The sequence below is a fragment of the Streptomyces sp. NPDC090077 genome, from assembly GCF_044747545.1.
In the GTDB taxonomy this organism is placed as follows: domain Bacteria; phylum Actinomycetota; class Actinomycetes; order Streptomycetales; family Streptomycetaceae; genus Streptomyces.
The window spans coordinates 1-22,818 of sequence record NZ_JBIVEG010000041.1 but is presented as its reverse complement, the minus strand read 5'-3'; the positions used below and the strand labels follow the sequence as shown (position 1 = coordinate 22,818).

Here is a 22,818-nt window from a genome sequence, read left to right as displayed (position 1 = left end):
GTGGCGGCCTCTGCCGATCGAGTGGGGCAAGGGCAACTCAGGGCCCGTCATGGGGCCATGCGGGCCCGGGCAGCGGCCCGTACCTCCGGTGTTTCCATCGGGTCGTCACGGAGTACGGCGATGCGGTGCAGGGCCTGCGGGTGGTGGGGTGCCGAGGCGATGGCGAGGAGCCGAGCCCGTTCCTCACAGTCCCAGAGCGACTCGGTGTACGCCTCGTCCAGGCCGGAGGGGTCGATCGCGGCGAGGGCCTTCAGGTAGTCGGCGCGCTCGTACGAGTGCGGGGTATGCCGCCAGTAACGCCACAGGACGGGCACGGCGTCGGCGGCTTCCGGCCCGAAGCGGGCCAGTCGCTGCGCCGTGGTGTCGGGACCGCACCAGACACGGGCCTCCCACTGTTCGGCGAGTTCGGCCACGAGCCCCGGAAGCGCTTCGGGCCCGGGGTGGTCGGCCAGGACCGCCGCCCCCAGCGCCGCGAGCCACTCCCGGCCGTCCGCGGCCCACTCGCGTGCCGCCGGCACGGCGAGGGCTCCGAGGCGTGCGATCGCCGGCCGGAGTCGGGGCAGGGGGCGGCGGCCGTCGAGGGTTCCGAGCGAGGGCACGAGCGGGATCAGCCCCGGCACCGGCTCCCGCACGGCCAACGCTCGCAGGGCATCGACCTTGGTGTTGAACTCCGTGCCGTCGGCGGTCAGCAGGGCGAGCAACTCCTCGTCGCTCAGGTGGCTGAGGGACGGCCGCGGAATGAACCGGCGGTCCGGCAGCATGATCCCGAACCGGCCCCACGGCTCGAAGGACCACGGGAGGTCCTCCTCCCCGCTGATCCGGGCGCGCGCCACATCGCCCAGGTCCTCCCACCACTCGGCCGGCCAGCCATCCGCGACCGATTGCAGTACCGCCACCCAGTGCTCGCCCACCCGGATGTACGCCCGAAGCCCTTCCCGGGCCTCACCCGAACCGGCCAAGGCCAGCAGCTCCAGCACATCGGCGGCCCGCCGGCACTCCTCCTCGTCCCCCGCCAACTGGGCCACCAGCGGCGCCGGCGAAAGCTCCAGGTCCCGGATCAACCGCGCCTGGTAGACGCAGCGGGTCTCGGTCTGGGAATCCCACTTCCAGTTCCGGCGGATCCCGTCGTACACGAACCGCGCTCCGGCCCCGGGCTCGGCCAGTGCGCGCTGCGCGCCCAGCCCGCGGCCGCGCTGCAGCATCCCTTCCAGCGTGTCGTGGCGGGCGTAGGACAGGGTGCGGGACATCTCATCGTGATAACTCACCACGCCACATCCTGCCTGGCTGGGAACGCAGTCGCCCTGCGATATCGGCCCGAACCACCGGACGCAGCCGCCTCAGCGGTTCGCCCGAGGCCGATGACGATCGAGCAGAACCGCCCAACGCCACCGACCCCGGACAAGGGACTAGAGGACCGACCCCTCTCAGCCCCACAGCCTCGTGCTGTCGAAACTCGTGAACAAACGGTGTGCCGGCTCAGGGCCGCGTGCCTCCCGAACCACTGTCGAAGCACTGTCCATTCCCATGTACAAAGCCACCACCCGCAGGCCCGCGTCAGCAGCGGATCACAGGAGGGTAGGACGAGCGGACGGCGGCGGCGCGTTTCTCTTCCGCGATCCGCTCCCGGTCCCGGACGAGCGCATCCTCTTGGGCCTCCAGGGAGACGGTCTCGCCGCAGGTGATCGCTGCCGTGTCGCTGACGGCGGCCAGGGAGTACCGGATGGGGGAGCGGGTCGCGCGCGTCGGCAGACGCAGGCGGGCGACGCCGGCCGGGAGTTCGGCCCGCACCGCTCCGTGCCAGCGGATCCACAGTGCGGGGCGCCCGCGCAACGCCTCGTCGCGGAGCTTGTCCACGGCGGTGCCAATGTCCTCGCGGTCGTCTCGACCGCGATCGGGGGGCCGTCCTCGCGCAGGAGCCGGAGGTCGAGGTACGCGGACCAGGACGGTGACCAGTACGTTCGGCAGCCCCCCGGCTGCAGGCGAGGCGGGTCGATGTACCGCATGGATGCTTCCGCCCGGCACTTCCACCTCGAAGCCCTCGCCCAATCGGCCACTGCCCGGGTGATGGCGGGGGTGGCCTCCGCGGCGGTGACGCGGGTGAAGGCGAAGCCGGTCTCGGACAGGTACGCGTGTAAGGAGGCGGCGAGGCTCTCGGACTCGCACGCCGTCGGTTCGTCTGACATCCGCTGATTCTCGGGCCCCCACTGACAGCGCGCGGCGCATCCTGCGAATGGACAGGCCGTTTCTGTTGGGCAGTTGGAGTATCCGCAGGTCGCCTGCGGGGAGTACCGTCCGGGTGAGGAGTCCAGAACGGAGAGGTGCCCGTCATGACCCATTCCCCCGACACCGGCATTGGCGCGCGCGTGCGTGTGGCCCGGATCGCGGCAGGCCTGACGCAGGCGGAGATGGCCGGTCTGGTGGGCCGCTCGGAGCGCTGGGCCGAGGACGTCGAGGCCGGCCGCCTCCCGCTGGACCGCTATTCGCTGATCACGGCCGTGGCCACGGTCTGCGAGGTCGACGTCGTCTGGCTCTTGGGACAGCCGTACCGGCTGCGCCGTGAACAGGGCTCCGCCGTCCCGCACGTGCCCGCGCTCCGCGCCGCGCTGCGCCGCTCCTCACTGATCCTCTCTGGCCATCCCGGTCTCGTGCCGTCGGGGCCGGCCGCCGACGTCCAGCGGGTCCGGGACCAGGCCGCCGCCACCAACCGGCACCGCCAGGGCGCGAACCTCCCCGCGGTCGCGGGCCTTTTGCCCGCCCTGCTGGAGGACCTGAACACCACGATCCTGTCGAGGTCGGCGGGGACTTCCTTGTCGAGCTTGACGAGGAACTTCTTGAACTCCTCGGCGCGGTGGCGGTGGTGCAGGGATCCGATGACCTTGCCGGTGGCGACTTCGAGTGCGGCGAAGAGGGTGGTGGTGCCGTGCCGGACGTAGTCGGCCGTCCGCCGCTCGGGCACCGCCGGCATCATGGGCAGCACCGGCTGGGACCGGTCCAGGGCCTGGATCTGCGACTTCTCGTCCACACAGAACACCAGGGCCCGCTCAGGCGGGTCCAGGTAGAGGCCGACGACATCGTGGACCTTGTCGACGAAGTACGGGTCCGTGGACAGCTTGAACGTCTCAAACCGGTGCGGCTGCAGGCCGAACGCCCGCCAGATACGCGACACCGTCGACTGCGACAGACCGGTCTCTTTGGCCATCGACCGCGTGGACCAGTGCGTCGCACCCTTCGGTGTCGACTCCAGCGTCCTGGTGACGAGGGCGGCGACCTGCTCGTCGGTCACCGTCCTCGGACCTCCCGAACGCGGCATGTCTCCCAGGCCCGAAATGCGGTGCTGCACGAAGCGGGCCCGCCAGCGGCCCACCGCCTGAGGCGTGGAACCGACCAAGGCCGCGACGTCCTTGTTCGTCGCACCATTGGCACAGGCCAGAATGATCCGACAACGCAAGGCCCACGCCTGCGGCGTCGAGCGGCGCCGCACCCAGCCCTCGAGCGCGGCCCGCTCCTCATCCGTGAGCACCAACTCGGCCTTCGGCCGCCCCATCGCCATACCGAAAGCCTACATCTGAATGGAATTCCAGACTCAGAACACTAGTCGTCGTCGATGGCCTCGTCGTCGCGGAACCGGCGCCAGATCCGGGTGCGGTGCAGTACGTAGAGCGCGCCGATCAGGAAGACCGCCTGGAGGCCCACGGCGAGCATCCAGAAGATGGCCCGGCTCTCCAACTCATCCGACAGGTACGCGAAGTTCATTCCGAAGAACCCGGTCAGGAAGCTGAGCGGCAGGAAGATCGTCGAAACGATCGCCAGCCGGTTGATCACACCGTTCTGCTCACCCGACACCAAGGAGGAATAGGTGCCGAAACCGCGCCGGGCCGCCTCCTGGAGCGCCTCGATCTCTGTCAGTACCAGCCGCGACGTGCGCTGGTACTCGCGGGCGAGCCGCTGGCGCTCCTCCGGGAAGCTGCGGTTCAGGATCCTGCGCGTGACGAACTCCTCCGCCGCCTGGTGGTAGGGGAGCAGCGAGTGGTGCAGCAGCGCCGCGGCCCGGCGTAGCCGCGCCAGGCGGTAGAGCTGCTCCGCATCCCGCTGCCGGAACATCGCGTCCTCCAGGTCTTCCACCTCCAGGAGCGCTTGGACGGCAGAGCGCCGGTAGGTCTCCAGCGCCTCGCCGAGCAGCAGGAACAGCGTGGAGACGGCGTCGGGGGGCCGCTCGTGCGCGAAGCGTGCGACGCAGCGCTCCACCAGGCCGGCCGGCCCCCGGTGCACCACGACCACGTACCGCTCGGTGGCGACGACGTGGAGGTGGACCACCCGGTCCGCTTCCATGGCGGGCACCACGAAGACGGCGGCGTCGCCGAGGAACTCGGCGCGGGCGGTCTGCCCTTGCCGGCCCAGCCACGGCAGGTCCGCGCCCTCCAGGCCCAGCAGATCGGCGACCCGCTGCTCGCCGGGTTCCGCCTCCTCGGGCAGCTCGGCGTACACGAACAGGAAACGGGATGCGGCGAGGCGCTCACGGGCCTCCTCGGAGCGGGTGCGCCGTATGACGCCCTCGGGCATCGACACCACCGAAACGATCATCGCCTCACCGTGCCAGGACCTCCGCGAACGCCTGGGCTTCCAGTGTCTCGGGGTCGGCCGCCTTCCGCACCCGGGGCCCGACGGGGCGGTCTCTGCTCACCTGCTCGGGACGAGCGGGGTCAGCAGGCGCCCGGGTCCTTCCAGACCCCCACCCACTGGCGGTGCCCGCTACGTACGCCAGGTTCGTACAGGTCCCGCCGGGCGGCGGCGGGGGCGCCCATCTGACCGTCCGGCTTCACGCCGACGAATGCCCAGTCGTCGGCGGCCAGCCATACGAGGAACCCCGGGGCTGCCCATCGCCGACCGACGCGGACCCCACAAGATCGGGGCGGGCGTCCTCCTGGAGAGGGCCGGAATCCACCGCCCCGACGTCGACGCGGCAGCGACGGCTCGGCGCCGTTTGTGGCACCACGGTCAACCTCCGCGGCAGCGGCCTGCGAACGGGTTCTCCACCTGCGCCGGCTGCTCGACTGGAAGGCGATCGCCGACCCGGCGGACGTCCTACCCCGGGGCCGGATCGCGATCGCCGCGTACCTGGGCGGGGGCGACCTGTTCGACTGGGCGCTCGAGCGGTACGCGGAGCCTCACGCCGACCGCGATGTCCCCCGGCCCGGCTGGCTTCGGCCACCCCGATCGAGGTCCCCGCGGACGCCGAGGTGCGCGGGTTCCGGCTGGACGGCGACGAGGAGATCAACGGGCGCGACATCGCGGTGGACCGCATCGACGAGGTCGTGCCGGCCGGACCTCGCGAGATCTGGGAGAACGACACCCACGATCACGCCCACGACTTCCACGTCTACGAGGTGGCCCTGCCCGTACTCGATGCCGACGGTGCTGAACACGGTGAGCGTGAAGTACAGGGCGTCGGTACGGGTGAGGGGCGCCGAGAAGCTCCCTGGCCCGGACGCCTCGAGCAGATAGTAGGTCGTCGCGTAGAGCAGCAGGAACAGCGGGATCGTCGTCGCGAGGACCTCGACCCCGCGCAGCCGCGGGTGGTCGGAGAGGGCGATCGACCGGATCTGTACGGCGAAGATGACCGCGACGGCGCTCAGGCCGAGGACCAGGGCCGTGATGTCTCCCTGCTTTCCGGTGAAGGGCAGCAGGCAGTATGCGACGAGGACCGCGGCGACCGTGGCCAGGCACCTGATGGTCACGACCAGAGCCGGCCGCACCCGTCGGCGCGGGCGGCCGGCGGGCGACGTGGGCCCCTCGGGCGGGTAGTCGTCCTGGGCGGAGCCCGTCGCGTCCATGCAGCCTCCCGCCTGGCCCTCACCGTCCTGGGAGGCAGCATGGAACACACCCTCCGGTGAACGGGGGCACGTGGTGCCGCGGGCCCAGGGGTGTAGACGGATGGGCGTCGGCGTCGCCCCTCGGTGGGACAGGGCCGCTTCGGCGGCCACGATCACCGGGCCGGCCACCAGGTTCACCGCGGCCGACGCGGTGCCCAGGCGGCACGGCGCCCCGCGCGCAGGGCTCCAGCGGCGGCCCAGCCGACCTGGCCGCACAGGGCGAGCGGAAACGCCAGCCACACCCTCGCCTCGACATCCAGCCCCAACGGGGGACTGATCGCCACGCCGGTGGCCGGCGGCACCGCCACCTCGACCATGGACCCCTCACCGTCGCGCAGCGCCCGGCACTCGCCCCAGACCAGGTGTTCCTGGGTGAGCGAAAGGCCGAAGAGAAGGGCGTAGTGCGGAGGCGGCCAACAGCGAACCGTAGACGTCGCCTGGCCATGACGGTTTGGGTCGGCCCCAGTCGGGCGGCCTGAAGCGGCCCCGGTGAGGGTCGGATCCGGTGGTGGTGGCGGCCCGAAGTGGACCCGGGTGTTGGCGTGACGCGGCCCCGCCCGATGGGCCGTCGTCCTTTGCTGGGAGAATCAGCTGGTCCGAGTGCGGCCAGCGAGATGACCGGAGGAGCGAGTGACTGCTCAGCAGCCCCTTGACGAGGTTACCGCGACGGTCGCCACGGACGCCGGAATGCTCGTCTTGTGGGATCCGCAGAGGTTCGAGGCCGTCGTCGATTACGACACGTGGGAGGACGAGCTCCTGGAGGACGAGGACATCGTCCGTCATATCCAGGCGGGTTCCCTTGTTCCGCTGAATGCCGGCGGAGACGGCGCGTTCGCTGTTCAGATTCGCTCGGGCACTGCGGCCGCGCCGGCTGCGTTGACCGAGCGGGAGACAGCCCATCAGCTGGTCGCCTCCCAGCCCTACCTCTTCGTCTCCCGTGGTCGCGCGCTCGTGGGTGGCATCGAAGACGTCAGTGGGGACGCGTCGGATGGCGTGATCGAACACCCAGTGCCTGAGGGCCGCTATGCCGTGGTCGTCCACTTGATCGACTGGCAGGCCGAAGCCGGCAGCCAGGACGCGGCTGGGCGCCCTGTTCCCGGAGCCCTGCCGGACTTCGTGGTGCTGATCGACCTTGCTCAGCCCGGTCAGGGAGCCTTCCGGACCGCAGTGAATACGTTCGAGGCCCCGAACGGCTGACGTCAGCGGACCCGGTTCAGACCGCCTTGAGCTGCTGCTGGGCCTTGGTATGGGCGAGGCGGTAGGACTCGGTGCCGGTCTCGATGATCGCACCGTTGAAGGTGAGGCGGTCGACGATGGCCGCGCAGAGCCGGGGGTCGGTGAAGGTCTTGGTCCAGCCTCCGAACGATTCGTTCGAGGCGATGGCCACACTGTTCTTTTCCTCCCTCTCGGTCAAAACCTGGAAGAGTATTTCGGCGCCCCGCCGGTCGAGTTCGAGATATCCCAGCTCATCGATGCACAAAAGATCGACACGCCCGTAGCGGGCGATGGTTTTGGTCAGCTGTTTGTCGTCGGCGGCCTCCACGAGTTCGTTGACGAGCTTGGCCGCCAACGCGTATCGGACTCGGTAGCCGGCCATGGCAGCGGCCGTGCCCAGGCCGATCAGCAGGTGAGACTTGCCGGTGCCGGAGTCGCCGATCAGGCAGAGGGGCTCACCCTTGCGGATCCACTCGCAGGTGGCGAGGTTGTTGATCAATGCGGGGTTGATGTTGGGGTTGGCGCGGTAGTCGAAGTCGGAGAGCCACTTCTGCCGGGAGAATCCGGCTGCCCGGATCCTGCGTTCGGACCGGCGTCGGTCGCGGTCTTCACATTCGGCCATCAGCCGCTCGGCGAGGAACCCGCGGTAGGAGAGCTGTTCGCGTTCCGCCCGGCCCACGATGTCGGGGAACTGAGCCCGCATGGTGGGCAGCCGAAGGACCCGGCAGGCGGTGTCGATGGCAGCATCGGAGGCAGTCTCGGTCAGGTTGTGGGGCGGGTGGGTCATGACGGCTCCTTCCGGGGAACACGCAGCAGGTGGTCCCAGGCGTCCAGGGCTGGTGGCGGTCGGTTGTCAGCGGGCAGCTGGGCGACCCGCCGCACGGTCAGGCTGGTGACCTGTGAATCCGGAGCGGGGGCCGCAGGCTCGGGGGAAGGGGTGTTGGCGGTGACGGTCGGGGACCTGCCGCCGGCCTCGGCGACCTTGCGTGCTTCGAGGGCGACGACGTCGTGGGTGAAGGAGCCGACGGCCAGGGCGGAGCGGATGCCGGCGATTACATCGGCATGCTGGAGGTGCCGGTGCAGCAGCAGGACTTTGACCAGTGCTTTCGTGCCCTCAATGTCACCGAGGGCGGTCTTCGCCGCAGCCCAGAGTGCTTCGTGGGTGCTGGTGAAGGAGCCGTTGGCACGGGCCTGGTCGAGAGCTTCGGAGCCGGCGAAGGCGCCCGGCTTGCGCAGGAGGACTTCGAGGTAGTGGTCGAGGACGATGCGGTCCTCGCCCCGACCGGTCAGCCGGGGATGGCGGACGATCTCGGTGCGGCCGTCGTAGGCGATCAGCTCGGTGGACCGCAGGACTACCCGGATCTTGTGCCCGATGAACCGGGCCGGGACCGAGTACCGGCACATCTTCACCGTGATCATCGAGTAGCGGTCGACCCTCGGCGTGAGGGTCAGTCCGGTCTCGAATCCCTCATCGGGCAGCGGCATCAGCAGGCCAGCCTCGTGGGTGAAGTCCTGGCCGATGGTGCGGATCCGCAGCCCGATCCTGCGTGCGTCTTCCTTCCTCTCGAAGCCCAGCAGCCAGGTATTGAGCTCCTCCAGGCTGTCGGCCTGCGGCACCGGAGTGAGGTAGTTGCGGCGGAAGTAGCCGACCTGGCCCTCGACTCCGCCCTTCTCGTGGGCGCCGCGCAATCCCGGCTCGCAGTAGAAGGGGAGGAAGCCGTAGTGCTGGTGAAACGCGGTCCACCGCGGATTCTCCTCCCTGGAGCGGCTTCGGAAGACCACCTTGGTGACCGCGGGCGTCAGGTTGTCGAACCGGACCTGACCTGCGGGAATCCCCCCAAGCACGGAGAACGCGTGGACGTGGCCTTCAAGGAATGCCTGCTGACCGCAGGAGGCGGATATCCGGTGGACGGCTTTGCCCGAGTAGGCCAGCCGCAAGGCGAACAGATAGCACCTGGTCAGTGTGCCGGCCAGGTTCACCCACACCTCACCGAAGTCGACCTCGGCATCCGCGCCGGGCCGGTTGTGCCAGACGATGAACCCGTCGGCCGGGGCGCCGGCCTCAGCGGCGATCTGCGGCCGCCGAGCCGAGACGTAGTCGCGGACAGTCGAGTACGGGACCTCTGCCCCAAGCTCCTCCTCCAGCCGGGACACGATCCGCCGGACGGTGTGCCGCTGCTTGCGCGGCGCCTCAAGATCCGACCTCAGCCAGTCGTCGATGGTCTTCTTCAAGGGGTCCAGCCGGGGCGATCTGCGTACCGGCGGCCGCCGCGGCCTTGGAACCGGCGACGCTAACGCTTCCCGTACCAGCCGCCGATGGACCCCGTACTTCCGCGACAGAGCCCGGACCGACAGCCCCTCCCGCCACGAGTCGTGACGGATCCGGTGATAGATCTCTTCCTTGGTTAAGGACACGGATCCCCCAACCCAGCAACAGCTGAATCGTCCCACCGCAAGCTTCTGGGCGGAGCCACTTCACCCCGTCACAACCCCCACGTACCCCCAATGCGACCCTCACCGGGGCCGCTTCAGGCCGCCCGACTGGGGCCGACTCAAACCGTCATGGCCACCTACGGCCCCCAAGTCCCGCCCGGTACCGGGGAGGCGGTATGCCGTGGGTTCGCGGATGCCTACGGGCTTCCGGAGGTCTTCCGGGAGGCGATCGCGCTGGGCGCACACCTGGTGGAGGTCCCTGACCCGACGGCGCCAGCGGAGCAGCAGCTTGAGCAGCGGCAGGCCTGGTACCGGCGGTGGCTGGTGACGGGCGAGGCGGACTGCGCGGACTGCGGGACCACCGTCCGCTGCGAGAACCTGGAGACGCTGCCCGCCCACCACTGCACACAGCGCCAGGGCGCCCGCCGTGCGGCTTCGGGGCGCGCGGTCTAGGGATGCCGGGAACCGGGCCCGCACCCCGGGGTGGGCCCGGCTCTGCTGCGGCAGCCGCGATGGTTCCTGTGCGCGGAGACGGGGTGCTTGCTTCCGGTGAGCTGCGGAGCTTGGGATGCCCCGAGCCGACCGGGCACTTGGGGGAGCCTGTCCCGCGCGGTCGGCCGTGGGTCGGCCTCCGGCTGGGGGCCGGGGTGGCCAAAGCGTTCGACATCGAGGCGGTTGAGGCCGTGGTGTCGGCGTGGGCGCCGGAGGGGGGGGACGCGGCGGGGCTCCGCCGCGTCCGGGGCGGGCACCCGCGCTGCACAAGCCGGTGCCCCGGTCGGCTCCGAGAGGGCCGGCCGGGGCGTGGGGGTGCCGTCCTGGTGGCGTTGGCCCGGGCGAGCCGCGCGCGCCACCGACACCCCACTACCCGTGACGAGTTAGGAGGTGCAGGGCAGATCGTGCTGCATCTACCACGCCCACCCACAGGGGATCGGCAATGATTTGCTGATCAGTCGCCCCTTCGCCAGTGGTGCGCAGAACGGCATCGAGGCATTCTGCCAACCGGCTCATGGCCTCGGCTTCTTCTTCCGATGCGAGCGTGTAGCCGATGGTCGTATGCGGATGGTCGAGAACGGCAGCGTCATCGAGGATATTCACATTGATGGTGAAGTCCTCGAAGTACTCCGTACTGGGAAACTTGCGCTCAATCCACACTAGCCTCTGATGCTCGGGATCCGAGAGAGCGCGAACCGCTCCCACTACTTCTGCCCTCATGTCAGGCAAGCTTACATTCTCAGGATTTCGTTTCACGGATGATTCCAAGACTTCTACTTGATCCACTCTTCGAGTGGAATGTGAGCATTTTTGGCGTCTTCCCTGATCGATCCAGTGATGGGCTTTCCATCCCTGCCGATTACTTTACCACCGGAGTTGATCACGACGTGATCCACCTGCTGGTATTCCTGCGAATTGCTTGCCTCGACCTTGTCGATACGTACTCCGTTTCCCTTTCGGTCATTCCATCGAACCCCTACGCCCTTCCGGTTTCGGGCCTCGTATTGCTTGAGGGAATCAGGCACCTTATCGCGCGAAGCCTGGCTCAGCCATTCATCTGCTTTGCCTGTAGGAGTACTCTCTGCCTCGCGAAGAGCTGTGCCGAGGCCGTTATTGAAGCGTCCGACGCCATCGGCTGCGGTATAGGCGCCACCAACAATGAGGCCAGTTGAGAGGGCAATGGCTGGAGCTCCCGCCAGACATCCAATGCCCGTCAGGCATATAGCACCACCGCCGATATCGCCGCCCGCACCCCCGGCCATCATCACAACACCAAGTGCTGATTCAAACCCGCCGAGCCACACGTCGGAGTTGGTCAAGATCGCCTGACCGTAGTTGGCTACGGTATTGGCGCCGTCCTTCAACCAGTCGGGTACCCATCCCCAGATACCTCCGTCATCGCTGTTGATGCGTTCATCGGGACCGTAGTCCTGATCCCATGCATCAAGGACCTGTCGACGCTGTGCTTCCTCTTCGCGCTGCTTGAGAATGACGGTCGCAAGGGTGTCGACTCTGGCCTTTTCTGCCGCATCTGCATCTTTTCCTGCCGCAGTGGCTGCTGACCGTGCCTGATTGGCGGAGCCCCAGGCTGTGTCGGCCGAACTACGAGCCCAGTTCGCAGACCGTTGTGCGTCTGCGGCGGAATTTACTGCTCGCACTGCCGCACGCTGGGCATTCCCTTCAGCCTGACGGGCGGTTCTCGCGGATGCTGCAGCAGCTGCGGCAGAGGATTCGGCTTCCTTTGCGGACTGCGCTGCCTGTTTAGCGTGAGTATCAGCCTCCGCAGCCGAATCCCGGGCCTGCTGGGCGTACTGACCCGCTTCTGCAGCTGCCGCACGTTCCGTGGCTGCTGCTGCGTTCGCCTCGGCCGCGCTTTTCTGAGCCGCCGCAGCAACGCGCGCAGCTTCCGAAATTCGCTGCGCAACCTGTGCGACATGGGTGGCCGCCAGCTCGTCCTTCTGCTGTGCCTTGTACTGCTCGGTCTGAATGAAGTTGTGCAGAAGGTCGGTCGGACCCTCGAGAGCGATGCGTGCAGCCGCCTTTACTTCCGGGCCACCGACACTGATGAGCTGAGTGGCTCGGACGCGTTCGTCCTCGGACCGGGAGAGATACTGACCGGTGTTGAGGAACTCCCTGTAAGTTTCGACCTTTCCAGAGTTCAGCGCTGCCCGGCCTGCATCCTTCATGACGGGCCCGCCCGTGGAGGTCAGTTGAGTGATGTAGAGACGGAGGTCATCACCCATGACCTGGTACTGGCGGGTCTGCCAGAAATCGCTGATCTGCGATGCGCCGGTTTGGTGTCAGTGAGGGATTGGCAGTGACGGTCCGTCAGTCAAGGGCGTTCGCGCTGGTCGTATGACCAGGAGCCGCGTCGGTTGCTGACATGGAAGCGGTGCTTGGGGTGGTTGCCGCTGCCATGGGGCGGTACACCAGCACGGTCTCCACTGCCACGGAAACGGTGCTTCTGATCCATGGCGGATGTGGAAGCCGGGAGGCTAGGGGTCTGTGGCGGTCTTCCCGGGCGTAGGGGTGTGTGGTGGTGGGGGAGCGGAGCGCGCTGCCTGAGGCCGCGCAGGTTCAGATGCGTGGCGCGGCGGTGGACCGGCTGCCGGAGTTGCGGGCAGCGGGTCGGCTGACGGCAGGCCATGTGCGGGTGGCCGCAGGGGCGCTGGGGGTGTCGGAGCGGACGGTGTGGCGGTGGCTCGCTGCGTCCGGTCCCACTCCCGGGATGGTCCCGGGTGTCCGGCTGGCGCGGGCGGACCGGTTCGTCGTGACGGACGAGGTGCGTGCGTTGCTGGCGTTGTGGGGCGGGAACGTCGCTGCGGTACAGCGTGAGCTGGCCGAGCGCGCTGGCCGGCAGGCGCCTCCCGGTACCGCCCCGTCGTTGACGACGTTGCGTCGTGCGATCCGGCGGGATCTGTCTGTGGGGGAGCGGGCGGGGCTTGCTGGTGGTGAGCGTGCAGCCCGGAAGCATGATGTGTTCCTGGCCCGGCCTCGGGGCTGGCGGAATCAGGTGTGGGAGGCCGATCACGTTCAGGTCCCGGTCCTGGTCGAGGTTGAGGGCACGGTCCGTCGTCCGTGGGTGACGTGGTTCGTGGACTGCGCGACGAACACGGTGATGGGGGTCGCGGTCACGCCCGGGTATCCGTCGCGGGAGTCGGTGCTGGCCGCGATCCGCGCGGCGGTGCTGCGCGTGGACCCGTTCGGGCCGCAGGGAGGGCTGCTGGAGAAGGTCCGTGTCGACCGGGGTAAGGATTTCTTGTCGAGGACGGTCGCGGCGGCGTTCGGGGCGCTGGTGGTCGAGGTGGAGGACCTGCCTGGCTACACCCCGCACCTGAAGGGCACGGTCGAGGGCCTGAACCGTGCGGTGGAGGTGATGTTCCTCGCCGCGTTGCCCGGCTACGTACCCCAGCCGCGCCCGGGCCGCCGCCCTGGGCGGCCGAAGGACGAGGGGCTGCTCGGCTTCGAGGACTTCACCGCCCGGCTGCTGGGCTGGGTGGAGTGGTGGAACACCGTCCACCAGCCGGGTCCGCTGGGCGGGAAGTCGCCGCTTCAGACCTGGGAGGCGGACCCGACTCCGGTACGGGAGGTCAGCCCGGAGGAGTTGTGGACGTTCACGCTGGAGGACGACGGCCGTGTGCGGGTGGTCTCCACCCGCGGTGTCCGGTTCCGTCGGCGGGACTATGTGGGGCCGTGGATGACGGGCCTGGCCGGTACGAGGGTCAGGGTGCGGTTCATGCCGCACCACGATCACCGGATCGAGGTCTTCGACGCCGAGACCGGCCGCTACCTGGGACCTGCGACCGTTGCGGACGAGGCGAGCCCGGAACAGATCACTGCGGTGCGCACCGCGCGGGCCGCGCGCAGCCGGCGTCTGCGCAAGGACCTCGCCGCAGCCCAGTGCAAGCGCTATGCCGCGGTGACGCGGCCGGGGAAGCCGGAGCGGCTGGACGCGGTGTCCACGATGGAGGCTGCTGCCGAGTTGGCGGTGGCTGATCGGGCGGATCTGTCGAGGCTGGCGCTGCCGGACCTGATCCCGCCGGCGGCGCCTCCGTCTGACTGGCGTACCCCGGCCTCCCTCGCGGCCCGTACCCGGCCGCAGACGTCACCCGTGCCAGATGACGACGAGCCCGGCGGCGGACCGCAGGCCGGTGTCACCGGTGACGGAGGCGGCGCTGCGGGCGGTGGTGTGCGGTGACCGCGCCCACCTACCAGTACGTCGACTTGCCCGACGCCTCCATCGTGACCACGAAGGCACTGCTGACCGCGCGGGAGAACATCGCCGACACGGTCGCCGCGCGGGCGATGATGTGCATCCACGGCAACGCCGGCTTCGGCAAGACCCTGGCGGTCAACACCTGCCTGCACGAGCTGGAGGCATCCCGCGGCGAGGAGGTCTGCCGGGTCACCTTCCGGGCCCCCCACCGCCCGCGCGGTCCGCTACGAACTGTTCGAGACGCTCCGCCTGCCCGGGGAGCCGCCCCGCCACCCCTCCGAGTTCGATCGCCTGCTGAAGACGGCCCTGTCCGAGCGGCCCCGCACCTTCCTCGTGGACGAGGCGCAGTGGCTCAACGGGGAGGCGTTCGAGTACTTCCGCTACCTGTGGGACGAGCCGGCTACTCAGATCGCGATCGTCTTCGTCGGCGGTGCCGGCGCCCACACCGTGCTGCGCCGCGAGCCGATGCTCTCCTCCCGGATCTTCATCTGGCAGCAGTTCACCCGTCTCACCCCCGCAGAGGTCCTCGACGTCGTCCCGCTCTTCCACCCCGTCTGGGAGGACGCCGACCCGGCCGACATCACCTTCGCCGACGAACAGGCCGCCCACGGAAACTTCCGCGCCTGGGCGCAGCTGACAGCCCATGTGCGGACCGCAATGGAGCGCATGGACCGCCCGCGCCCGCGCCCGGACCGCGACCTGCTGCGCTGGGCCTTCAGCCGCCTCGCATGACCCCGCCCTCTACGCTCCGCCTGGCCGTCGTCCTCGACGCCGGTGACGACGCCGCGTTCACCCACAGCGCGCTGGCCGCCCATGCCCCGCACGCCGGCCGCATCACCCTGCATCCCGCGCCGGGCACGACCAGCGACACCGCTCTGGCCGGGGACCTGCTCTTCGCGCTGGGCAAGCCCGCCCACCTCCCGGGCCGTTTCCCGCACGGCCGCCCGCCGTTGTGGAAGGCGGCCTCGGCGTGGACGTCGGCCCGGGCCGTGACCCGCCTGACCGTCTTGCGCGCTCACCTGCTCGACGACCGCCGGCTCCAACGCCTCCTGGCCCTGTGGCGGCAGACCGGCATCCATCTCCCCCTCGTCGTCCACCGCCCCCGCCTGACCGCCGCCCTGGACCGCACTCTCGCTGGCCTGTCCCATACCCGCACCACCATCCTGACCGCGGCCCGCGCCCTCTACGGCGACGTCCCCGCACCCCCAACCGGTGCCGGGCCTGCTGCCGCTGTCACGGTTGGGACCGGTGTGGAGCCGGGACGCTGGCTCACGTTGTCTCCCCTGGACCGGCTCGTCTCCTACGACAGCCCCAGCCCGTGCACGGGCCCCTGCAACCCTGACCTGATCGACTGGAAACACCGGCCCGCCCCCACCCCTCTCACCCCCGCCCAAGCCGAGGAAGCCGCCCGCCGGATCCACACCGTGACCGCCCACCCACAGCTGGCTGCAGCCCTGGCCGCCACCCTGTTCACCGGAGCCTCCTTCCAGCAGCTGGCCACCGCCCGAAGCGACGACTTCCACGACGCCCCAGTCCTGCTCGCACTCCACGACCAGGCCCGGTTCACCGACGGCTGCGCCACTCACCCCGTCCCGCCCTGGGCCATCGTCTTCCTGCGCGCCGCCACCCGCTACGCCCACCTGACCCAGGCCACCCACCTGCTCGCCGGCCCCGGGGAGCGCCCGACCGTCCTGCGCCTGGCCGAGACGGCCGGACTACGCCCGCCTCAGCCACCCGGCGCCGAGCGTGTGGACCGGCAGGACGCGGTGGTGTGGGACTGGTGCGAAGTACAGGAAGCCCACGGCTACTACCGGCTCCCGGCCACCCGCTGACGGCCTGCCGCAGACCCGTCACTGGAGAGCGAACTCGATGAAGTCGATGTCCTCGAGGGTGACGTGGAGACCATGGGCACGGTGACCGGCCTCGCGGAAGTACAGGTGCCCCAGCGCATGCCCGAGGATCAGCTCGTGCTGCTTCTCGCTGACACCCGCGTCCAGGGCCGCGAAGATCTGCTGTGTCACCGCCCCGTTCAGGCGCCCGGTGACACGCCGCAACCGCGGATCGTCGGAGCTGCCCCCACCGGCCTTGAACCCGAACCAGGCCCGGGTATGGACGACCGCACCGCTGGCCTCCGCCGCGGCCCGCCGGCGCGCACGGATCAGCGGCTGCCAGCGGGCCCGCACGAGTTCCGCGATCTTCTGCTCGTGGCCGGGGCTCGGGCGTCCTTGGCTTCCCGGCTTGGGGGTCACCCAGCGCTGGACGGTCCGTTGGGACACGCCCAGGACGGCGGCGACCTGCCGGGTGGAGCCCCGCTCCCACCGCAGCAACGCCTTCAGCTGATCCGCCGTCGTCACCGGCACCGGCCGCGTGTACAGGAGCCGCTCCAGCCCATCACCTATCGCCCGCACCATCGCACCCGCCCCCTCCGGCACAGCCTCCCCAGTCCCAGCAGGTCCACAATTCCTACGACCGTGTGCCGGCGGAGCCGTATCCGGCGTACCGCTGACGCCGCGCTACCCCTTGCGGTAAAGAGCCTGTCCCGTCCGAAGCCGTGCGACGTCCCGGCCCGGTATGACGTCCGACCGCTCCAGGTCCTGCCCGCGGGCCTTGAGGCCAACCCGAAGGCCAGGACTTCTCCTTGTGTCCACCTTGTTCGGCGGGGTCGGTACGCTGCGGGGATGGATCATCCCGCCAGGCAGTACTACAACCCGCAGATCACGGCGGCCGAGGAACGTGACCTGCTGCGGCGGAACTATCTGCTGATTCAGACGGGTCAGGCCTCGCTCGGGCTCATCGGACCGTATGTTCTTGGTATCGCCGTCGAGCCTCGGCCGGAAGAGATCGTCCTCCACTTCGCTGTCGCCGCACACACCGCTGAGGTAGAGGAAGATCTCGAAGACATCGTCTTCGAGCTCGCGGTGTTCCTCGCCGGTGGTCCCGAGCAGCGCTCGAAGATCACCACGGAACTTCACGTCGGCCATCCGCCCGCGACTTGGTTTAGCCCCCGCTACGCGGTGCTCTACCGCGCCAAGACCAATGCCGAGGTGGAGTAGCCGAGCTCCCCATTCAATTAACACCTGCCCGTCTCGGCGTTCACCGCGACCCAGTGGATGTCGAGGCCGGTGAGCGCGGTGGTGGTGCCGCCCGCGATACACCCGTGCGCGTTCAATGCCCCAGCGATTCGGTCGCCGTCCGTGACCGCCAGGTGCCTTTGCCCCTGGCTGAAGGTCCTTCGTCGCGCCTTCCCTCGTCAGGTGGAGGCGTTGAGGATGTGGCGGATGATGGCCGTGGCTTGGTTCGGGTTGTGGTCCATCCAGTCGCCGAGGTGCTGGCGGACGACCTTCTGGACGTAGGTGTTCGCTTCGGGATTGCAGAGTTTGGTCCTGGTGGCGCCCTCGAAGACGGGATGGGCGAGCTTTACGGACACGACCGCGGCCAGGCCCTCGTGTACGGCCTCGGCCGTGATGTCCTCGTCCTCTGCGGATATCTGCCGTTGACGGCGCGCGTGCTCGTTGACGACAGCTGTGAGCGCGGTACGGAAGCCCACTTCGTGGGCGCCGCCTTCATGAGTGCGGGTGCTGTTCGCGAAGGAGTGGAACTCTCCCGGGGACCAGGTGTTCCACTGCATGGCGACCTGCACGGAGATCGTCTGCTCCTCGTTCTCCGACGTGAAGCCGATGGCGGGGGAGTGGACGAGACTCGGGGGGTAGGGGTTGAGGTGGGCGACGTAGGCGCGAAGGCCGTCAAGGTGGTGGTGGCGGACCGGTCGCTCCAGACGCTCGTCGGTGAGTGAGATGGCCAGGCCCCCGTTGAGGAAGGCCAGTTCCTGGAGGCGCTGCGACAGCGTGGCGAACGACCACAAGGTGGTCTCGAAGATGTCGGCGTCCGGCAGGAACACAATCGCGGTGCCGCGTCCGCTGCTCTCTTCGTGCCTCGTCAAGGCACTGATCGGGATGCCCTTCTCGTACTCCTGGGTCCAACGGTGGCCGTCCCGGTGGACCTCGACCGTGAGACGGCTCGACAGCGCGTTGACCACGCACAGGCCCAGGCCGTTGATGCCGCCGGACACCCAGTAGCCGGTGCGGGGCTTGGGGACGAAGGACAGCTCCGTCAGTTGGCGTTCGACGGCGGACTTGCCGGCGGGTTCCTGCGCCTCGACGGGCATGCCTCGTCCGTTGTCCGCGACGCGAATGCCGCCGTCCGCGGTGATCGTGACGTCGATGGTGTCGGCGTGGCCGGCGAGGTGCTCGTCGACGGCGTACGTGACGACCTCGTAGACCATTTGGTGCAGGCCGCGTTCGCCGGTCGAGCCGATGTACATGCCGGGCCGCCTGCGTACCGCCTCGAGGCCCTCGAGTACCTGGATGTGACTGGCGTCGTACTCGTTCACGTTTACGGGCTGACTGGGGTTGCCGGATTCGGTCATGAAGCACCCTCCCTGGGACGTCCTGAGCATGGTGAGCGCAGGTCACCAAAGCGCGGACAACACCGCGTTTACGCTGTCGCCCGTGCACGTCTATCCTAGGTATCCGAAGGAAAACGTGCAGGTCAGAGCACATGTGCTGAGGTCGCCGGTGGCCGCGTCCACGACTTTGCCGACAGCATCGTTCTGGAGTGCCGCCGCCCGGAGCAGGGCAACACGAAGACCCCGCCACAGGCGTGCAGGGGGCGTTCCAGGCTGGAGCCGGGGGGTCTTTCCTCGCGAATTTCGCCGCGTGTGACTCGCCTGCCCAGCGTGTGACTCGCCTGCCCTGGAGAGACCACGCCGAGAGGTCGGCCCCTGGAGCTCTGCCACAACCGCTACCGCGCCCAGTCGACGCCAAGCTCCCGCAGGGCGGTGTGTTGGTCGGTGGTGAGTTTGTTGCGTCGGGTTTTGGTGTTGGAGACCCATACGCCGAGCTTCACGATCACCGGTGCCGCCTCGCCCTCGACCGCGATCTCCTCCCCGTGGGCGCGCGGCACCGGCCGGTCCGCGCCTTCCCGCTCGACCCACTGGGCAAGGGCTGTCAGGCCCCGCTGGAACGCCTGCTGTGCCTTGCTCGGCCCCTTCGCTCCACGCCCGGCGGCCGGGGCGGGAGGCGGCGCTTGGGCGGGTTCTACGCCGATCGCGGTCAGCCGTGCCTGCTGTTCGGGCAGCAGCCGGGTCCAGGTGGTCGGCTGTTTCTGCTGTTGGAGCCAGCGGCCGATGTCGTCGCCGTCCCACAGCACGCCGGGGGCGATGTTGGGCAGTTGTCCGTCGGCGTCGACGAGGTCGGCCAGGATGCGGTGGTGGCGTTGCCAGTCGAGTGGCCAGGGGCAGTTCCAGTCCTTGTCGATCGCGGCGAGCTGTGCGGCCCGGGTGGTGGCGGTGTCCTCGTTCTTCCCGAGTCCGTTCTTGGCGCCTTTGCGGCGGAGGTTGGCCATGTACTGGCCGATGGGCACCATGGCGTCGTCTTCGCCCCACACGGCGTCCTGCCGGGGCGCCAGATGACCGGTGGCCCGCCGATACGACCGCAGGACGGCGAGCTTGGCCTCCCATGCCTCTTCGCCGGGCTCCCAGACCATCCCGGCTTCCGGCGCGTCCAGCAGGGTCTTGCGCCGGTCCTCGAGTTCCCCGGTGCGCAGGTTTTTGCGCTGCTGGTGCACCCACCGGCCGAGGGGGAACGCCTTGGTGACACCGACCTCGGTCTCGACGTCGTACGGGACGGCGTGCAGGCCGACGATCTCGTTCTCGCCCCGCCACCGGATGAGGGCCTGGTAGCCCTCCAGCCAGACCAGGGACTCGGGCCGGTAGACCCGGGTGCGCAGGAACGCGGCAATCGTGGCCGCGTCCCGGGGCGAGGAGAAGTGGAGCAGCGCCGACTCGGCCGCCGCGTCGGTGTCGTCCTCCTGGTCCTCGCCCTCCCCGCCGGCCCCGACGATCCGCCCGTCCTCGTCGCGCCGGACATGAACCTTGCGCTTGCCGCTCGTCAGGGCGCGGGAAGCGAGCTGCTCGACGAGGCGGTCGTCATGAGAGCGCAGGCCCTGGAGGACCGCCACAAGAGGGCGGAAGCTGGCGGAGGCGACCATGTCGGTCGGGTCCTCACCAGGCTCCAGGAAGATGGGCACGATGATCCGCGCGATCTTGGTGGAGCCGTCCTTGTTGAGGCGGAGGGCGCGGCCGATGTTCTGGACTATCTCGACTTGGGAGCCGCGGGTGTCGGCGAAGCAGATCGCTTCGACGCCGCGTTCGCCGGTGATGTCGACGCCTTCGCCGAGGACGCGCACGGAGGCGAGGAAGGCCCGGTGTACGCGTCGGTTGTTGGCGTCGATGCCGTTGGCGAACTGCCGTAGGACTTCGCGGCGCTCGGTGACGAGGTGGTCTCCGCACAGCCATGCTGACCAGACCCGGTCCGGCGGGACGTGGCGGCCGGCCTCCAGCTCGTAGAACTCGGCGTCGATGGACGACTTCGGGAGCTTCCCTGCGGCCGCCAGATCGGCGTCCGTGGCGTCGGTGACATGCAGCTCGGCCGCCGTCTGCGGCAGCTTCTCCGCGAACGCGGCGGCCTCTTCTACCTTCTGGTGGAAGGTCATGACGGTGCGCAGGTTGTACGCGGCGGCGTGCTCGAGGAGCGCGGCCTGCAGCAGCGCCAGGCGCCGGCCCCGCCGGGCCTCCTCGGACTCGCCCAGGACGGGTGAGGGGTCGCGGATCTCTAGGACGTCGATCTCGAACCCGGCGAGGATCCCCCGCTCGATCGCCTCCGACAGCCCCAGCTCGGCCAGCCACGCCCCGTACGTGCCGTTGGGGTCGTCGGCCATGCTCGCGATCTCCGCCTCTTGGCCGCCTGCCTTCTGCGGGCGGGCCGCGGCGAGGATGCGCGGGGTCGCGGTGAGGTACAGCCGGAAGTCCGCCGGGATCCGGGTGTTGTCGTGGATCGCGGCCCACGGCCGTCCGAGGTCACCGGCGGTTCCGTGCGCTTCGTCGACGATGGCGAGGTCGAACGGTGCCATCCGCTGCTCGTAAAGCCGCTCCCCGCCCGCGAGAGCGGCCTCCAGCGGGCCGCGGACCTTCCGCTGGCCTTCGGGTGCGTCGATGTCCTCGCGGTCCACGAGGGAGGCGTACGTGGCGAACACGACCACCGGCCCGGACGCGGCCCACAGGGCGAGCTGGATGGGGTTCGTGGTGGTGCGCACCCCGAGCTCGTTCAGGGCCGGGTCGTTCTCCAGCGAGCAGACGGCGATCATCGAGGCCCGGTGGCCTACCAGGCGCCACGCCTGGGCGGTCTGGGCGAGGAGGTCCAGGGTGGGGACGGTGATGAGGATTCGGCCGCCGGGGAAGCTGTCCAGCGCGCACGCGGCGGCTGTGATCGTTTTCCCTGACCCGGTCGCGGACACGATCGTGGCGCGGGCGCCTTGCGGGGGCAGGGAAGACGTTGCAGGAAATCCTACCCACTTCCGGAAACTCGATTTCTGATCCACCTGGTGCTCTCGGAGTGGGATCAAAGGGGTTCTCCTGGTTCCGGCAAGACTTGTTCGACGGAGGTGATGTGGCTTGTTCGGTAGGTACCCTCGGGGCGCCCGTAGGCGTTCCAGGCTCGGTGGGCGGCTTCGCTGAGTGATCCGGCCATGAGGTGGATGACGAAGTCGGCACCGTCTGGTGCGTGCTCGTCGATGGGCTGGCCGGTGATGCGGTAGACCCGGTGTCTGATCAGCTCCACAGGGAGCTGATCGTTAGACGTTTCAGCGTCCGCCCGGTCTTCTTCGAGGCGCCGGAGCCACTGTTCCTCGTAGCGGACCGCGCGCGGGTCCTTGGCGGGCTTGTAGAGGCGCATCTGCATCTCGGTCATGACGTGGGCGATGCGTCGCCACTGGTGGTGCTGGAGGTAGGCGATGTGCAGTTCGCTCAGGCTCTTCGGTTCCTCGGGCGCCGCGCTTGCTCGGGTCTCGCGTTCCTGCGCGAGCTGTACGTGTTCCGTGACCTGGTTCAGATCGAGACCCGTCGCTTTTTTCAGTACATTGAAGATAGCTAATTCATGGGGAAGATACTCGTAGACAGTCATACGTGTGCCTTACTCAACGATCCTGGGAGGTGTGATCTTATTTCTCCAATGGTACATGCTGCATCAGTTTGATGCAGCTGCCCGCCGTCAGAGTCCGGCGGGACCAGACGCGAACATCTCCACCCGCACCCTTCCACTCCTCCGGCGACCGTGCGCGCCGGAGGAGAAAGCTGTCGCCCGGTCGCATAGACTCCGGGTACCGCGGCTGGGGGCTGTAGCGCAGAGGTTGACGCGACCTTCTCGACAAGAGGGGATGACGCCGGTTCGAATCCGGCCTGACCCCCGGCCGCGCGTATTCAGCCCACCACGACACTGCTGCCGGCGCCCGCGGAGCGGGCTGGTCCTGAAGGCGAAGCCGGAAGGATCCGGGTGGGGGAGCGGAGCGAACCCGCCCAACGGGCCGAAGGCCCGGACTCCGTGAAACGGAGTCATTCAGGCCTGCGAAGCAGGCTGTTCGGCTGGAGCGCAGCGAAAGCCGAACAGGTCCGCAGCGAAGCGAAGGACCCCGGCCCGAAGGGCCGGCCCTGGCTCGGCGAAGCCGAGCCCCGCCGAGCGCAGCGAGGCGGCTCACTGC

18 protein-coding genes and 2 pseudogenes are annotated in these 22,818 nt (G+C 69.1%); 7 read left to right on the top strand and 13 right to left on the bottom strand.

Annotated elements, in window-relative coordinates:
• Positions 1-47 precede the first annotated feature (47 nt).
• Entirely contained in the window at positions 48-1,265 is a 1,218-nt protein-coding gene (locus ACIPW5_RS36460; protein WP_401254721.1) for a hypothetical protein, read from the bottom strand.
• Between the two features lie 289 nt (positions 1,266-1,554).
• Positions 1,555-1,854, bottom strand: a complete 300-nt coding sequence (locus tag ACIPW5_RS36455; RefSeq protein WP_401254719.1) for a hypothetical protein — start codon at positions 1,852-1,854, stop codon at positions 1,555-1,557.
• A 473-nt stretch (positions 1,855-2,327) separates the two neighbouring features.
• Between ACIPW5_RS36455 and ACIPW5_RS36450 the strand changes: the two are divergent.
• Positions 2,328-2,462, top strand: a pseudogene (locus ACIPW5_RS36450) (helix-turn-helix domain-containing protein); the annotation flags it as partial.
• 326 nt (positions 2,463-2,788) lie between these two features.
• Here the strand turns inward: ACIPW5_RS36450 and ACIPW5_RS36445 are convergent.
• The 3 genes and pseudogenes from ACIPW5_RS36445 to ACIPW5_RS36435 all read right to left on the bottom strand — a co-directional run.
• Positions 2,789-3,544, bottom strand: a pseudogene (locus ACIPW5_RS36445) (IS630 family transposase); the annotation flags it as partial.
• Positions 3,545-3,591: 47 nt separating this feature from the next.
• On the bottom strand, positions 3,592-4,581 hold the full coding sequence (locus ACIPW5_RS36440; RefSeq protein ID WP_401254716.1) for a CorA family divalent cation transporter: 990 nt from the start codon (positions 4,579-4,581) through the stop codon (positions 3,592-3,594).
• A 584-nt stretch (positions 4,582-5,165) separates the two neighbouring features.
• On the bottom strand, positions 5,166-5,831 hold the full coding sequence (locus ACIPW5_RS36435) for an ion channel (protein WP_401254714.1): 666 nt from the start codon (positions 5,829-5,831) through the stop codon (positions 5,166-5,168).
• Positions 5,832-6,500: 669 nt separating this feature from the next.
• Between ACIPW5_RS36435 and ACIPW5_RS36430 the strand changes: the two genes are divergently transcribed.
• A complete protein-coding gene (locus tag ACIPW5_RS36430) occupies positions 6,501-7,067 on the top strand; it encodes a hypothetical protein (protein WP_401254711.1) in 567 nt (188 codons plus the stop codon).
• A 16-nt stretch (positions 7,068-7,083) separates the two neighbouring features.
• On the opposite strand, the gene istB is transcribed toward ACIPW5_RS36430, so the two are convergent.
• Together istB and istA are read right to left on the bottom strand one after the other, a co-directional pair.
• Positions 7,084-7,872 carry an IS21-like element helper ATPase IstB gene (gene istB, locus ACIPW5_RS36425; RefSeq protein ID WP_401254709.1) on the bottom strand — a complete coding sequence of 263 codons (789 nt, stop codon included), beginning with the start codon at positions 7,870-7,872 and terminating at the stop codon, positions 7,084-7,086.
• Positions 7,869-9,500 carry an IS21 family transposase gene (gene istA / locus ACIPW5_RS36420; protein WP_401254706.1) on the bottom strand — a complete coding sequence of 544 codons (1,632 nt, stop codon included), beginning with the start codon at positions 9,498-9,500 and terminating at the stop codon, positions 7,869-7,871. Before istA ends, istB begins: the two co-directional genes overlap by 4 nt.
• Positions 9,501-9,647: 147 nt before the next feature.
• On the opposite strand from istA, the gene ACIPW5_RS36415 reads away from it, so the two are divergent.
• A complete protein-coding gene (locus ACIPW5_RS36415) occupies positions 9,648-9,971 on the top strand; it encodes a hypothetical protein (protein WP_401254704.1) in 324 nt (107 codons plus the stop codon).
• Positions 9,972-10,379: 408 nt separating this feature from the next.
• Here ACIPW5_RS36415 and ACIPW5_RS36410 read toward each other — a convergent pair whose 3' ends face one another.
• Together ACIPW5_RS36410 and ACIPW5_RS36405 are read right to left on the bottom strand one after the other, a co-directional pair.
• Positions 10,380-10,796, bottom strand: a complete 417-nt coding sequence (locus tag ACIPW5_RS36410; protein ID WP_401254701.1) for a hypothetical protein — start codon at positions 10,794-10,796, stop codon at positions 10,380-10,382.
• Positions 10,784-12,253 carry a hypothetical protein gene (locus ACIPW5_RS36405; protein WP_401254698.1) on the bottom strand — a complete coding sequence of 490 codons (1,470 nt, stop codon included), beginning with the start codon at positions 12,251-12,253 and terminating at the stop codon, positions 10,784-10,786. Before ACIPW5_RS36405 ends, ACIPW5_RS36410 begins: the two co-directional genes overlap by 13 nt.
• A 353-nt stretch (positions 12,254-12,606) precedes the next feature.
• Here ACIPW5_RS36405 and ACIPW5_RS36400 point away from each other — a divergent pair, with 353 nt between their 5' ends.
• The 3 genes from ACIPW5_RS36400 to ACIPW5_RS36390 all read left to right on the top strand — a co-directional run bounded on the left by ACIPW5_RS36400 (position 12,607) and on the right by ACIPW5_RS36390 (position 16,058).
• A complete protein-coding gene (locus tag ACIPW5_RS36400; RefSeq protein ID WP_401254803.1) occupies positions 12,607-14,208 on the top strand; it encodes a Mu transposase C-terminal domain-containing protein in 1,602 nt (533 codons plus the stop codon).
• Between the two features lie 249 nt (positions 14,209-14,457).
• On the top strand, positions 14,458-14,958 hold the full coding sequence (locus ACIPW5_RS36395) for an ATP-binding protein (protein WP_401254800.1): 501 nt from the start codon (positions 14,458-14,460) through the stop codon (positions 14,956-14,958).
• Positions 14,955-16,058: a hypothetical protein gene (locus ACIPW5_RS36390; protein WP_401254695.1), complete on the top strand. Its 1,104-nt coding sequence runs from the start codon at positions 14,955-14,957 to the stop codon at positions 16,056-16,058. Before ACIPW5_RS36395 ends, ACIPW5_RS36390 begins: the two co-directional genes overlap by 4 nt.
• Before the next feature lie 18 nt (positions 16,059-16,076).
• Here the strand turns inward: ACIPW5_RS36390 and tpg are convergent, their stop codons facing one another.
• Complete coding sequence (gene tpg / locus ACIPW5_RS36385; protein WP_401254693.1) at positions 16,077-16,637, bottom strand: telomere-protecting terminal protein Tpg; 561 nt, start codon at positions 16,635-16,637, stop codon at positions 16,077-16,079.
• Positions 16,638-16,904: 267 nt separating this feature from the next.
• Here tpg and ACIPW5_RS36380 point away from each other — a divergent pair, with 267 nt between their 5' ends.
• Positions 16,905-17,279 (top strand): hypothetical protein, encoded by a 375-nt coding sequence (locus ACIPW5_RS36380; protein ID WP_401254690.1) that lies wholly within the window; start codon positions 16,905-16,907, stop codon positions 17,277-17,279.
• Positions 17,280-17,476: 197 nt separating this feature from the next.
• Here ACIPW5_RS36380 and ACIPW5_RS36375 read toward each other — a convergent pair whose 3' ends face one another.
• The 3 genes from ACIPW5_RS36375 to ACIPW5_RS36365 all read right to left on the bottom strand — a co-directional run bounded on the left by ACIPW5_RS36375 (position 17,477) and on the right by ACIPW5_RS36365 (position 22,244).
• The gene (locus tag ACIPW5_RS36375; protein ID WP_401254687.1) at positions 17,477-18,652 is read right to left on the bottom strand and encodes an ATP-binding protein; all 1,176 of its coding nucleotides are present in this window, start codon (positions 18,650-18,652) and stop codon (positions 17,477-17,479) included.
• 374 nt (positions 18,653-19,026) lie between these two features.
• A complete protein-coding gene (locus ACIPW5_RS36370; RefSeq protein WP_401254684.1) occupies positions 19,027-21,687 on the bottom strand; it encodes a Helicase associated domain protein in 2,661 nt (886 codons plus the stop codon).
• A complete protein-coding gene (locus ACIPW5_RS36365) occupies positions 21,684-22,244 on the bottom strand; it encodes a hypothetical protein (RefSeq protein ID WP_401254681.1) in 561 nt (186 codons plus the stop codon). Before ACIPW5_RS36365 ends, ACIPW5_RS36370 begins: the two co-directional genes overlap by 4 nt.
• Between the last annotated feature and the right edge of the window lie 574 nt (positions 22,245-22,818).

Excerpts from the sequence above, each read along its gene's own strand:
- ACIPW5_RS36375 (WP_401254687.1), bottom strand. The coding sequence starts at position 18,652 with ATGACCGAATCCGGCAACCCCAGTCAGCCCGTAAACGTGAACGAGTAC.
- ACIPW5_RS36380 (WP_401254690.1), top strand. The coding sequence starts at position 16,905 with ATGGATCATCCCGCCAGGCAGTACTACAACCCGCAGATCACGGCGGCC.
- tpg (WP_401254693.1), bottom strand. The coding sequence starts at position 16,637 with ATGGTGCGGGCGATAGGTGATGGGCTGGAGCGGCTCCTGTACACGCGG.
- ACIPW5_RS36440 (WP_401254716.1), bottom strand. The coding sequence starts at position 4,581 with ATGATCGTTTCGGTGGTGTCGATGCCCGAGGGCGTCATACGGCGCACC.
- ACIPW5_RS36390 (WP_401254695.1), top strand. The coding sequence starts at position 14,955 with ATGACCCCGCCCTCTACGCTCCGCCTGGCCGTCGTCCTCGACGCCGGT.
- ACIPW5_RS36435 (WP_401254714.1), bottom strand. The coding sequence starts at position 5,831 with ATGGACGCGACGGGCTCCGCCCAGGACGACTACCCGCCCGAGGGGCCC.
- istB (WP_401254709.1), bottom strand. The coding sequence starts at position 7,872 with ATGACCCACCCGCCCCACAACCTGACCGAGACTGCCTCCGATGCTGCC.
- ACIPW5_RS36415 (WP_401254704.1), top strand. The coding sequence starts at position 9,648 with ATGGCCACCTACGGCCCCCAAGTCCCGCCCGGTACCGGGGAGGCGGTA.
- ACIPW5_RS36365 (WP_401254681.1), bottom strand. The coding sequence starts at position 22,244 with ATGACTGTCTACGAGTATCTTCCCCATGAATTAGCTATCTTCAATGTA.
- ACIPW5_RS36405 (WP_401254698.1), bottom strand. The coding sequence starts at position 12,253 with ATGGGTGATGACCTCCGTCTCTACATCACTCAACTGACCTCCACGGGC.